The organism is Paenibacillus sp. FSL H8-0315 (assembly GCF_038005365.1).
In the GTDB taxonomy this organism is placed as follows: Bacteria; Bacillota; Bacilli; order Paenibacillales; family Paenibacillaceae; genus Paenibacillus_AQ; species Paenibacillus_AQ odorifer.
This window is the reverse complement of sequence record NZ_JBBOTA010000001.1, coordinates 2911498-2923624: the sequence shown is the minus strand read 5'-3', so window position 1 is coordinate 2923624 and position 12127 is coordinate 2911498. Positions and strand designations below refer to the sequence as shown.

Annotated in this window: 11 protein-coding genes and 1 riboswitch; all 11 genes read left to right on the top strand. The window is 46.9% G+C overall.

The genetic code is table 11. From position 1 onward, the window contains the following. Positions 1–24: 24 nt before the first annotated feature. The 11 genes from prmC (at position 25) to wecB (ending at position 12019) form a co-directional block, all read left to right on the top strand. On the top strand, positions 25–954 hold the full coding sequence (gene prmC / locus MHB56_RS12740) for a peptide chain release factor N(5)-glutamine methyltransferase (protein WP_341144373.1): 930 nt from the start codon (positions 25–27) through the stop codon (positions 952–954). A 140-nt stretch (positions 955–1094) separates the two neighbouring features. After that, positions 1095–2279, top strand: a complete 1185-nt coding sequence (locus MHB56_RS12735) for an FtsW/RodA/SpoVE family cell cycle protein (RefSeq protein ID WP_076123938.1) — start codon at positions 1095–1097, stop codon at positions 2277–2279. Between the two features lie 509 nt (positions 2280–2788). Beyond that, positions 2789–3976, top strand: coding sequence for an FtsW/RodA/SpoVE family cell cycle protein (locus tag MHB56_RS12730; protein ID WP_341143637.1), 1188 nt, complete (start codon positions 2789–2791; stop codon positions 3974–3976). Between the two features lie 98 nt (positions 3977–4074). After that, on the top strand, positions 4075–4818 hold the full coding sequence (gene spoIIR, locus MHB56_RS12725; protein WP_076099806.1) for a stage II sporulation protein R: 744 nt from the start codon (positions 4075–4077) through the stop codon (positions 4816–4818). Positions 4819–4923: 105 nt separating this feature from the next. Beyond that, entirely contained in the window at positions 4924–6285 is a 1362-nt protein-coding gene (locus MHB56_RS12720) for an L-threonylcarbamoyladenylate synthase (protein WP_341144372.1), read from the top strand. A 104-nt stretch (positions 6286–6389) separates the two neighbouring features. Further along, positions 6390–6962, top strand: a complete 573-nt coding sequence (locus MHB56_RS12715; protein WP_076182070.1) for a manganese efflux pump MntP — start codon at positions 6390–6392, stop codon at positions 6960–6962. Between the two features lie 45 nt (positions 6963–7007). After that, complete coding sequence (locus tag MHB56_RS12710) at positions 7008–7595, top strand: low molecular weight protein arginine phosphatase (protein WP_036681588.1); 588 nt, start codon at positions 7008–7010, stop codon at positions 7593–7595. A gap of 48 nt (positions 7596–7643) precedes the next feature. Next, positions 7644–7726, top strand: a riboswitch (ZMP/ZTP riboswitch). A gap of 74 nt (positions 7727–7800) precedes the next feature. Further along, positions 7801–8385, top strand: coding sequence for a TIGR01440 family protein (locus tag MHB56_RS12705; protein ID WP_341143636.1), 585 nt, complete (start codon positions 7801–7803; stop codon positions 8383–8385). A gap of 115 nt (positions 8386–8500) precedes the next feature. Beyond that, positions 8501–9748 carry a serine hydroxymethyltransferase gene (gene glyA / locus MHB56_RS12700; RefSeq protein WP_341143635.1) on the top strand — a complete coding sequence of 416 codons (1248 nt, stop codon included), beginning with the start codon at positions 8501–8503 and terminating at the stop codon, positions 9746–9748. A gap of 422 nt (positions 9749–10170) precedes the next feature. Further along, positions 10171–10800: a uracil phosphoribosyltransferase gene (gene upp, locus MHB56_RS12695; RefSeq protein WP_036681583.1), complete on the top strand. Its 630-nt coding sequence runs from the start codon at positions 10171–10173 to the stop codon at positions 10798–10800. 58 nt (positions 10801–10858) lie between these two features. Continuing rightward, positions 10859–12019, top strand: coding sequence for a non-hydrolyzing UDP-N-acetylglucosamine 2-epimerase (gene wecB, locus MHB56_RS12690; RefSeq protein ID WP_341143634.1), 1161 nt, complete (start codon positions 10859–10861; stop codon positions 12017–12019). Positions 12020–12127 lie beyond the last annotated feature (108 nt).

Genomic DNA, 12127 nt, shown 5'->3' with positions numbered 1-12127 from the left:
GCTTTGAACGATGGCGTATATGTCATGTCGGAAGTCAAAAGCATCCGGGAAGCCTTTGCGGAGGCTTCTTCTTTTTTGAGCCGGAGCGGCTGCAATGAACCGCAGCGCAGTGCACAATTGCTGCTGGAGCATGTGCTTGGAGTGTCTGGCGCAGCTTATTACATGGCGCTGGCAGATCCTTTTCCAGCTGCGGTTAAGGAAGCATTTGAGGCGGAAGTTACCCGCCGGGGCGCTGGTGAGCCGGTGCAGTATATCATCGGCGAGCAAGAATTCTACGGGCGGCCTTTTGAGGTGACGCCTGACGTGCTTATTCCGCGGCCGGAGACGGAGCTGCTCGTCGAGGCGATTTTACGTTACGGCGCGGAGCTTTGGCCGGACGGCATCGTAACGCCGGGCGAAGCGGCGCTGGATAGCGCGGGCGGCGCGGGGGACGTGCGCGCCGCAAGACCGCTGACCGCCGTCGATATCGGCGCCGGCAGCGGTGCGATCTCCGTCACGTTGGCGGCGGAAGCGCCGGCGTGGCGGGTCTGCGCCGGCGATATTTCGCCGGCGGCTCTGGCTGTGGCCGAGCGCAACGCTTTGCGCAATGGCACAGCTGTGGACTTTCGGCTCGGCGATCTGCTCGAGCCGTTCGCGGGGATGGAGACGGATATTCTCGTCTCCAACCCGCCATACATCCCCGGCGAGGATATCGCCGGGCTGCAGCGTGAGGTGCGCGACCATGAGCCGCGCACTGCGCTGGATGGCGGAGCGGACGGGCTGGACCCGTACCGCCGCATGATGGAGCAGCTGACGCTGCTCCCGGCACCGCCGCGCCTGATCGGCTTTGAGCTTGGCTTCGGTCAAGCTGAGCAAGTCGCTGCACTCCTTGCGGCAGCGGGCCATTGGACCGAGATTATCACCATTAATGATCTGGCTGGAATCCCGCGTCATGTGCTAGGCATAACGAGATAATATTGCCTGCTATGCAGAGGGTTCATTTTGTCCGGAGTAGAGAAATTGTATTTTCAATCCGACTTCCTTTACAATAGAATTTAGCAGGATTTCTTAGGGGATCATAAAGAAAGCCCAGATATAGAGTAGGGAGGCAGAGCGTGCTTCAGAAGATTAAAAAGATTGATGGTGCTATTGTAGTCGTTCTGTTATTACTCATGGTGGTCAGCATCTTCGCCATATATAGCGTTACTCATGGAAGAGAGAAGCTGGACGGACATCATATTCGTATGATGATGTATTATGCTATTGGTTTTGTAGCTTTTATTGGAATGACCTTTTTGGATTACAGAATATTAGTGAAATATGCGATATATATTTATCTGTTTGGGATAGGGATGCTGGTGCTCGTCAGCTTTTTGGGCGAGACCAAAAATAATGCGCAAGGCTGGTTGACCCTGCCGGGGGGCCTGAGTCTGCAGCCTGCAGAGCTGTTCAAGCTGATATTAATTCTTTTTCTGGCAGCCATGCTTGTCCGCAAGAATAAGAGTAAGCTTCTGTTCTGGCGGGATGTTGTGCCGCTCGGCCTTCTGACCTTGTTTCCGTTCCTTATTGTCCTTACCCAAAATGACCTTGGGAATGCCTTGTCTTACGTTGTGATTCTTGCGGGTCTGTTGTGGATTGGCAATATTAAATACACGCATGCATTAATCGGGCTGGTCATCGTGGCTAGTTCTGCGATTGCGGGAATTATGAGTTATATCCATTATCATGATGAAATTAAAACCTTTCTTACGGATATTGGACGATCTCACTGGATTGAACGTTTTGATCCTTGGCTTGTTCCAGACAAGGCAACAGCCAAAGCCCTTTATCATACTAAAAACGCCAAGCTGGCGATTGCATCAGGTGGAATGAGTGGCGAAGGCTACATGAACGGCAGCTCCGTTCAGACGGATCGGGTGCCATATACGTATTCAGATTCTATCTTTGTGCAGATTGCCGAAGAATTTGGGTTTGTAGGTTCGGCGTTTGTGTTGCTGCTGTACTTTATTTTGATTCACCGGATGATTCTGATTGCGCTGGAGTCTAGGGATAGAGCTGGCCCTTTCCTGATTGTCGGTGTTGTCGCGATGATGTTGTATCAGATTTTTGAGAATATCGGCGCATTTATCGGCTTGATGCCATTGACTGGTATTACGTTACCTTTCATCAGCTTCGGGGGTACATCACTGCTCATTAATATGGCCAGCATCGGGCTGGTAATGAGTGTGCGCCTGCACGGGCAAGAAGTGGAAGAGGATTTTCCTAAACCTACTCCTTATGCAGCTGCCAAACAGGTGTAACCATGAAATAAAGTAGAACCGTCAGGTCCTTATTGTTTAATAGGGGTGCTGGCGGTTCTTTTTTGATGGAGGACGGCTTCGTCGGATTGGTGTAATATAATACGGACCGTTTCAGGTAAGCAAGCTGGAAGCAATTCGTATTCGTATTTGTATCCTGACTCGGACTCAGATGCCCTTATACTCGAATATTAACTACGTATTGGATAGTATCGGACCGCAAAGACGTTATTTGATCAAAAAGACTGGATTTACTGCAAAATGGCAAGTAATAACGACTCTGGAGTCCGCAAAAGTTCCCGTGAAGCAATAAATCCATAAATAAAGTCTACGGAGTCCGTTAGGTTTGGATCATAGAGTAAAATCACGTCAGAGTGTAATTTTAATAGAAAGATATTTTATAGATTGGCTACATAAATTTGGAATTATATTCACGAATGTTCTACAATAGAAAGGAACGACTTTCCCTGAGAGAGGAGAGTTGAAACCTTAACAGAGTAAGGGGCTTGCAGATGCTTCAAAAGTTCAAAAGGATTGATAAGGTAATCGTTACTGTTCTGATTATGCTGATGGTGATTAGTATTTTTTCAATATACAGTGTAACCAATGGAAGAATAACGCCTCCGATGAAATTGGATGGATTTCATTTACAAATGCTTAAATACTATATTTTAGGTTTTGTAGTTTTTATTGTGCTCGCTTTTGTGGACTTTAAGATATTTGTTAAACATGCACTTTATATTTATCTCTTGGGCTTAGTCTTGTTAGTGTCGGTTAGTTTTATTGGTAAAGTAGAGAACGGTGCTCAATTGGGACTTGAGATTGGTGGACTTAGGTTTCAGCCTGCCGAGCTGTTTAAATTGGTATTAATTCTTTTTTTATCATCGATCTTAATTCGAAAACAAGGCTCTACCTTAACCTTCTGGAAAGGGATTGTTCCTCTCACCATTCTTACGTTCATTCCATTTGGTATAGTCATTATGCAAAATGATTTGGGAAATGCCCTTAGCTACATCGTAATATTGATTGGGCTTCTATGGATCGGGAATATCAAATTGTCGCATGCACTCATCGGTTTGCTTATAGTGGGTGGGATCGGCCTTGCTGGGATTTTGAGCTACATAAACTATCATGATGAGGCAGTCAATTTTTTTGAAGGCATTGGTAAGGATCATTTAGTGGAGCGGTTTGACCCTTGGCTGGTACCTGATTTAGCGACAGATAAGGCAAGCTATCACACGAAAAATGCCAAAATAGCTATAGCCTCCGGGGGAATGAGTGGAGAGGGATATATGCAGGGCAGCTCTGTGCAGAATAATCGTGTTCCATATACCTATTCGGATGCGATATTCGTGCAGATTGCCGAGGAGTTTGGATTTGTGGGGTCTGCGCTGCTGCTCTTGCTCTTTTTTATTTTGCTGCATCGGATGATATTGATTGCTCTCGAGAGTAAGGAGCGTAGCGGTCCATTTCTAATCATTGGAATTACGGCTATGCTGTTGTATCAAATTCTTGAGAATGTTGGAGCTTTTATCGGCCTGATGCCGTTGACAGGAATAACACTTCCGTTTATCAGTTATGGAGGCACGTCTCTTCTGATTAATATGGCCAGCATGGGGGTCGTGATGAGCGTGCATCTTTATGGGCAGGATGTAGAGGAAGATTTGCAGCTGCATAAGGAGCTGGCATTGAAGTTATAAATTTAATAGATTCATAGGTTTGCAGTCTCTTATCTCCGGGCATACTACTAGCATGAGAGTTAAGAGGAGAGGGGCTGCAACAAATGAACGATAATCATATGGATAAAAGAGATTCCTTACGTGTAACTTTTAAGTATACTGCCATTTTAATTTGTTTTTTTATGGTCCTCATGATGGCTTGGGAAGGTCAAAAAACCGATGCTGCAGTAGCTGAAGTATCTATTCCCCAAGAATCTATCCGGTTACGTATTCTAGCTAATTCTGACGGAGCGCAAGATCAGCTGGTGAAACGGCAAATTCGCGATAAAATTGTGGAGCAAATGAACCAGTGGGTATCCGCTCTTGAGGATCCACAGAGCTTGGAGCAGGCACGTGCTCTGATTAGAAATCATCTGCCGGAGCTTAACGCGTTGGTTGGATCAGAGCTGGAGAAACGGGGCATTGAATATTCCTATAAAGTGGAGCTGGGCGTAGTCCCTTTTCCAACCAAATTATACGGTGGCACCGTCTATCCTGCTGGGGAGTATGAAGCTGTTCGGGTCACACTTGGTGCGGGCAAGGGGCAAAATTGGTGGTGTGTACTGTTTCCTCCGCTTTGCTTTATCGATGCAGGCTCTGGAGATGCGGCAGCACCTGCTGCTGACAAAGGTACAAAAACAGTGTCCGCTGCTGGTGCGGATAACAGTGCTAAGGTGAAATCAGCAGCTGCAAAAACAGTGCAGGCTGATTCCTCGGCAGGAAGTGCTTCATCAGGAGAAACTGCTGCTGAGCCAGAGGTACGGTTCTTCGTCTGGGAGCTGCTGCAGAACCTTTGGAACTGGATCAGTGGATTATGGTCGTAAGACCCCAGATGTGTTACTATTTTATAAGCAGATCTATCACGGCTCCCTACAGGGGCCGTTTTTTTGCTAAGCTAAATTATATCTTCTAGAAAGCCTGTGATGAGAATGAATGAACACAATAATCCTTTATTCGCCGTTCAGCGGCGGAGTGGAAATAGAGATGAGACTGTATACTGGAAGTTGAATTCCGCTGAGGGAACGAACTCTGAGGTATTTCAGCCGAATGAAGCTGACAAGCTGGCGATAGCGGAGGCAGCAACAATGCTTCGTGAAGGCGGAACCGTGGCTTTTACAACCGAAACCGTCTACGGGTTAGGGGCGGATGCCCGAAATACGGCGGCAGTTGAGGCTGTTTTTGCGGCAAAAGGACGGCCCTCTGACAATCCGTTAATTGTGCATATTGCGGATACGGCAGCTTTGGACGAGCTTGTTGTAGAGGTGCATCCTAAGGCAGCCGTGCTGATGGCAGCTTATTGGCCTGGTCCGCTGACAGTTGTGCTTCCTGTTCGTGAAGGTGTACTGTCGCCCTGTGTGACGGCGGGTTTGGATACGGTTGGTGTGCGGATGCCGGATCATCCGGTAGCTCTAGCACTGATAAGTGCCGCAGGTTGTCCAGTTGCGGCGCCCAGTGCTAATCGTTCGGGTCGCCCGAGCCCGACATTAGCTTCGCATGTGATGGAAGATTTGGCTGGATACATTGATGGCGTCCTTGATGGTGGTGCTGCTGGAGTTGGACTAGAGTCAACAGTCGTGCAGGTACAGCCTGACGGAAAAGTTGCTGTGCTGCGCCCCGGCGGGATTACTTCGGAGCAATTGGCTGCAGTGGTGGGAGCAGAAGCTGTAAGCTCAGAGTCCGGTAATGCTGAGACAACTGCTGCCGCTACCGCAACCGCTACTGTCTTGGCTGATTCGGGGACGACAAACTCTGTTATTGATTTCAGTACTGCTGAGCCAATCACAGCTAAAGCAACTACCGCGCAATCTTCAGCGGATTGCCTGAATGTTAACAATCGTGAGCCTTTCGAAAGGGCTACCGCATCTATTGAGCAGCATGGTGCGGATGCTGCTGGCGGCATTTCTGCGCCGCGCGCGCCGGGAATGAAGTACACGCACTACGCACCGCGCGGCTGGCTTGCTGTAGTGCGTGGCTCTTCCCCGCAGCGCGTGGCGGACGAAGCCGCTAGTCAACTTCAGGCGGCGCAGCTAAACGGCGAGGTCACGGGCTTGCTCATCTTCGAGGAGCATAAGGCCCTTTATCCCGCCGACCCTGCCGCCTGTGTCCTTTCCCTCGGCTCGTTATCCTCGCCGGAGGAAGGGGCCCGCTCCCTATATGCCGCTTTGCGGCGCTTCGATGAAGCGGGAGCGACTTACATCTTAGCCGAGGCTTGCCCGTATACCGGCCTCGGCGCTGCAATCATGAACCGGCTTATGAAAGCCGCCGGCGGATCTGTCATCGACGCCGGATAACCACGGCATTGCTTTTTCGTATATGACTCCCATATGAAGTCATGATTACCCCCTTGTCCGCATATCGTTGTTGTACAAGATATTTCGGACTTGGGGGGTTAAGCATGGGCTTAGGAGATGTATATACCGAATGGGGGCAGATTGTTACCATTACTATAATGGCGGTTGCATTAGGGATGGATGCTTTTTCGCTCGGTGTAGGGATCGGGATGAAAGGTATTCGTCTGCTGCATATTCTGCAAATGAGTCTGCTCATTGCTGTTTTTCATATGCTGATGCCTCTCCTGGGTTTATTGACAGGAAGTTATGTCGGACACCTGTTAGGTCAAGTAACGACTTATGCTGCTGGAGGTCTTCTAGTTCTTTTGGGCGGGCATATGGTGTACAACTCCTTTCGTCCGGACACAGGAAGCTCACGAGCTATGGATCATCGAACCTTGTGGGGGATGATACTTCTTTCGCTCAGTGTCAGTATTGACTCTTTCTCTGTGGGTGTATCACTGGGGATGTTTGTGAATGGAGTACTTTTGACCATCTTAGCCTTCGGTGCTTGCGGGGGACTAATGTCGATTCTAGGGTTGCTAATTGGACGGCATGTCAGTCGTGGTCTAGGGGATTATGGAGAAGCGCTAGGCGGTGCAATACTTCTGGGGTTTGGCTTGCTATTCATCTTTTGATACAATAACGGCATTAGAATATTTAATTTCATGGGGGTGCAAAACATGCTGCATATTTTATTCGTCTGCACCGGGAATACATGCCGAAGTCCTATGGCTGAGGGGCTTTTACGAAAGCTCGCGAAGGAACGTGGAATCGACCTGGAAGTGCGGTCTGCAGGTGTATCCGCCATTTCCGGTACTTCTATATCAAGACATGCTGCAGCTATACTGCAGGAAGAAGGAATTCATGATTCAATGGAGTCGTCACAATTGACAGGTCAAGCTGTCGCTTGGGCCGACCTTGTGCTGACCTTGACGGGTGGGCATAAGCAGCATTTGCTGCAGTATTTTCCAGATGCTGTAACGAAAACCTATACATTGAAGGAATACGTGCATGATGAAGATGCGGTGACGGAAGATATCAAGGAATTGGACAGCCTTTACGCAGATGCGGAGTTGAGCTTAGCACTTGGTGGTGAACCGAATGCAACGGATCTGCAGCGGATGATTGAGATTCGCCAGCGTATTCCGAGCTTCGATATTTCTGATCCATTTGGTGGCACGCGTGAGGACTATGAGCTAACTGCTGCTGAGATTCGCACTGCGCTTTTCAGTTTGCTGGATAAGCTGGAAACCTTCCGCCATTTGTAAATGGTTGATTTTCAGTTCACTTTGCTTTAAGATGAAGTTACAAATAATCGGTTCCGATGTAACTGGCGACAAATGTGGATCAAACCACGATGGAGCATCGGAATAAACGGCCGGTCGCCTGGGCAAAAGAGCAAATCCGCAGCTACCTGCGGACTGCTCTTTTTTGTTTAAAATAAGCTTGTTTGAAGTTTGAGGAGGTAGAGTGATGGACGAAGTTGTGGAGCTATCATTAACTGAAGCCACCGTCACTGTGTTAAGGGAGTTGGCGGAGGCTGGTAACCTTGGGTCAGGCAAAATTGTTGTCGTCGGAGTGAGCACAAGTGAAGTTGCTGGTGTCCGGATTGGAACTGGTGGTGCACTTGAAGTTGCAGAACAACTGCTTGAAGGTGTTCGTTTAGTAGCAGCGGAAAAAGGATTTCATCCGGTGTATCAGTGCTGCGAGCATTTAAATCGTGCACTTGTCATGGAACGCTCTCTGCTAGAGTCACTTGGTGTGAAGGAAGTATCAGCTGTACCTATACGAGGTGCTGGAGGTTCGATGGCTACGGCTGCTTATCACGCTATGAAAGATCCTGTTTTGGCGGAAACGATAGAAGCTCATGCTGGTTTAGATATTGGCGAGACACTGATAGGAATGCATTTACGGCGGGTAGCCGTTCCTTTCCGTCCGACTCTACGATACATTGGTGCAGCCAGAGTGAATGCGGCATGGACCAGACCCCCACTAATTGGCGGTGAACGTGCGGTATATCGTGCTCCAGAACAAAGTGGTTCCCAGTTTTGTGATTAACGAACTTTAGTTTTTATATTTTTTGCAGAAACGTAGACCTAAGTCTCTTTATGGCGGGCAAATCGTTTCTACTTAAATACAACATATCTACACACACTAGGGAGGAAATAAGAACATGGAACAATTGCGTAAGAGTGACCCGGCAGTACTGGAAGCGATGGAACTGGAACTGAAACGTCAGCGTGCCAACATTGAGCTTATTGCCTCAGAGAATATCGTTAGCGAAGCCGTAATGGAGGCTATGGGCTCCGTGCTTACGAACAAATATGCAGAAGGTTATCCAGGTAAACGTTATTATGGTGGCTGTGAAGATGTAGATATCGTTGAGAACCTTGCTCGTGATCGTGCAAAAGAATTGTTTGGCGCGGATCATGTCAACGTACAACCACATTCCGGCGCTCAAGCAAATATGGCAGTTTATCTGGCTGCGCTTAAGCCTGGCGACACTGTTCTTGGAATGAATTTGGCTCACGGCGGTCATTTGACACACGGTAGCCCAGTTAATGCTTCAGGATTGCTTTATAACTTCGTTGCTTATGGAGTACAAGAAGATACTTTCCTAATTGATTATGATGAAGTACGTAAAGCAGCCTTCAAACACCGTCCAAAAATGATTGTAGCTGGTGCTAGTGCCTATCCGCGTATTATTGATTTCGAAAAACTTGGCGCTATCGCCAATGATGTGGGTGCGCTATTTATGGTAGATATGGCCCATATCGCAGGATTGGTTGCTGCTGGTCTTCATCCGAGCCCGGTTCCTCATGCTCATTTCGTTACAACTACTACGCATAAGACTTTGCGCGGTCCCCGCGGAGGTATGATTATGTGCAGACAGCCATGGGCAGCTGCTATTGATAAAGCGGTATTCCCTGGTTCCCAAGGTGGACCTCTGATGCATGTAATTGCTTCAAAAGCAGTCGCATTTGGTGAAGCATTGCAGCCATCCTTTAAGACTTATGCTCAAAATGTAGTGAAGAACGCTAATGTTCTTGCAGAAACGTTGATCAGCGAAGGGGTTAACATTGTATCTGGAGGTACAGATAACCACTTGATGCTGCTGGATACCCGTAATCTGAACATTACCGGAAAAGATGCGGAAAAAGTACTAGATTCCATCGGAATTACTGTGAATAAAAACGCAATTCCATTTGATCCTACAAGTCCTTTCGTAACAAGCGGTATTCGTATTGGTACACCTGCAGTCACATCTCGTGGTATGGACGAGCAGGCGATGGTCAGTATTGGACGTATCATTGCTAATGTTCTAAAGAATCCGAAGGATGAGGCAAACTTGGCAGAATCTGCCCGTCAAGTGGCTGAGTTGACTGACCAATACCCTCTTTATCCAGAGTTGAAATACTAAATCTTTGCTTCTAATAAGAAATGATTCTGCCTCCATCCATACCCTCTTCCGGGTTTGATGGAGGCTTTTTTGTTGCATATTGTTCACAAATATTACAGTAGATATTAGATGAAATTGAATGAAATTAATCATGAAAGTTCATGGAACTTTCAATAAAATTAGTGAAAATAATGTGAATAGTATGAAAAAGCCAAAGTTGCACAACATAATCTAGGTTTTATAAGTGATTGGTTTCCTAATTAAGCCAATCATTACCTTTAAAAACAAGGAAATACAAAGGAATATGTTCAATGTGAGTTCAAGTACCATTCTGAGGTGAAATGCAGCGGCGGGAGTGCTATAATAGACAGGATTTAGCCACTGAGAAGCAAAGCGCTTTCTATGGCTATAGACAAGACTTACAATTACCGGAGGGACAGTAAATGGGAAAATTGGTGATTTGCGATCATCCTTTAATTCAACACAAACTAACATTTATTCGCGACGTTAGAACAAACACGAAGGATTTCAGAGAACATGTTGACGAAGTTGCCACATTGATGGCTTATGAGATTACACGTGATATTCCACTAGAGACCATTACGGTACAAACACCGGTCACTGAGACGGAAAGCAAAGTGATTTCGGGAAGAATGCTGGGGCTTATTCCTATTCTTCGTGCGGGTTTAGGTATGCTTGAAGGTGTACTGAAGCTTCTACCTGCGGCTAAAGTAGGACATGTAGGGCTTTTCCGTGATCCAGACACTCTTCAACCAGTGGAGTATTATATCAAGCTTCCAACTGATGTACAGGAACGTGAGTTGATAGTAATTGACCCGATGCTTGCTACAGGCGGATCCGCAATTGCTGCGATTACCTCACTGAAGAACCGTGGTTGTACACAGATCAAAATGATGAACTTGATTGCAGCGCCAGAAGGTGTTGCTGCAGTTCAGGAAGCTCATCCGGATGTTGATATTTATGTTGCAGCGCTTGATGATCATTTGAATGAACATGGTTACATCGTGCCAGGTCTTGGTGATGCTGGTGACCGTCTTTATGGAACCAAGTAATAAGTAATTAAGTATTAAGTATAGTAATGCGAGAATATTTGATGAGAGGGTAGGGGTTATGTCCAAAATCAAAGTAATGACTATTTTCGGAGTGCGCCCCGAGGCGATCAAGATGGCTCCTCTGGTTCTTGAACTGAAGAAGCATCCTGAGCATATCGAATCAATAGTATGTGTAACAGCACAGCATAGAGAACTGCTCGATCAAGTGTTGGAAGTGTTTAATATCACCCCTGATTACGATTTGGACGTGATGAAGGACCGTCAGACCTTGAATGAGATTACTATTCGTGTGCTTGAAGGTTTGGAACCTGTACTGAAAGAAGTTAAACCTGACCTCGTGCTGGTGCATGGGGACACCTTAACAACGTTTTTAGCTAGTTACGCTTCCTTCCTGCAGCAAATTCAGGTTGGGCACGTAGAAGCAGGACTTAGGACATGGAACAAATTGTCTCCGTATCCTGAAGAAATGAACCGTCAACTCACAGGTGTGTTAGCTGATCTGCATTTCGCTCCAACCGATTTGTCAGCTAACAATCTGAGACACGAGAACAAAAAAGAATCAAGTATTTATATCACAGGCAACACCGTAACTGATGTGTTTCAATATACCGTACAGCCGGATTACCGGCATCCTGTTTTGGATTTTGCTTCAGGAAAAAGACTTATTTTGATGACCGCTCACCGCAGAGAATCTCAAGGTGAACCGCATCGTAATATCTTCCGAGCTATTAAAAGAATCGCTGATGAATTCGAAGATGTCGCCATTGTTTACCCTGTGCATCCGAGTCCTACCGTTAAGGAACCTGCGCATGAGATACTGGGAGGACATCCAAGAATTAAGCTGATTGATCCGCTGGATGTCGTGGACCTGCATAATTTTTATCCGCATACCCACTTGATATTGACCGATTCCGGCGGTCTGCAAGAGGAAGCTCCTTCTTATGGAGTGCCTGTTCTTGTGCTTCGTGATACAACGGAGCGTCCCGAAGGGATAGAGGCTGGAACGCTGGAACTTGTGGGCACGGACGAGGAGAAGGTGTATCAACGGACACATGCTCTTTTGACTGATAACGAGCTCTATCAGTCGATGAGTCGGGCCGCCAACCCGTATGGAGATGGCAAGGCTTCCCAACGGATTGTCAATGCGATTTTGCACCATTTTGGTGTTAATAAGGAACGTCCTGAAGAGTTTCACAGAATGTTCACAAAAAATAAATAATTTCAATTAAACTAATATCTGATCTGATTAAAATCAACATACAGTGAAACTGTACGGTTTATATGGTTTTGGAACGTTTTGCTGTGATTATTTTCATGTTTTCAAGGG

Coding starts and splice junctions, on each gene's coding strand:
- prmC (WP_341144373.1), top strand. CDS start 25: ATGTCGGAAGTCAAAAGCATCCGGGAAGCCTTTGCGGAGGCTTCTTCT.
- MHB56_RS12730 (WP_341143637.1), top strand. CDS start 2,789: ATGCTTCAAAAGTTCAAAAGGATTGATAAGGTAATCGTTACTGTTCTG.
- spoIIR (WP_076099806.1), top strand. CDS start 4,075: ATGGATAAAAGAGATTCCTTACGTGTAACTTTTAAGTATACTGCCATT.
- MHB56_RS12720 (WP_341144372.1), top strand. CDS start 4,924: ATGAATGAACACAATAATCCTTTATTCGCCGTTCAGCGGCGGAGTGGA.
- MHB56_RS12715 (WP_076182070.1), top strand. CDS start 6,390: ATGGGCTTAGGAGATGTATATACCGAATGGGGGCAGATTGTTACCATT.
- MHB56_RS12710 (WP_036681588.1), top strand. CDS start 7,008: ATGCTGCATATTTTATTCGTCTGCACCGGGAATACATGCCGAAGTCCT.
- MHB56_RS12705 (WP_341143636.1), top strand. CDS start 7,801: ATGGACGAAGTTGTGGAGCTATCATTAACTGAAGCCACCGTCACTGTG.
- glyA (WP_341143635.1), top strand. CDS start 8,501: ATGGAACAATTGCGTAAGAGTGACCCGGCAGTACTGGAAGCGATGGAA.
- upp (WP_036681583.1), top strand. CDS start 10,171: ATGGGAAAATTGGTGATTTGCGATCATCCTTTAATTCAACACAAACTA.
- wecB (WP_341143634.1), top strand. CDS start 10,859: ATGTCCAAAATCAAAGTAATGACTATTTTCGGAGTGCGCCCCGAGGCG.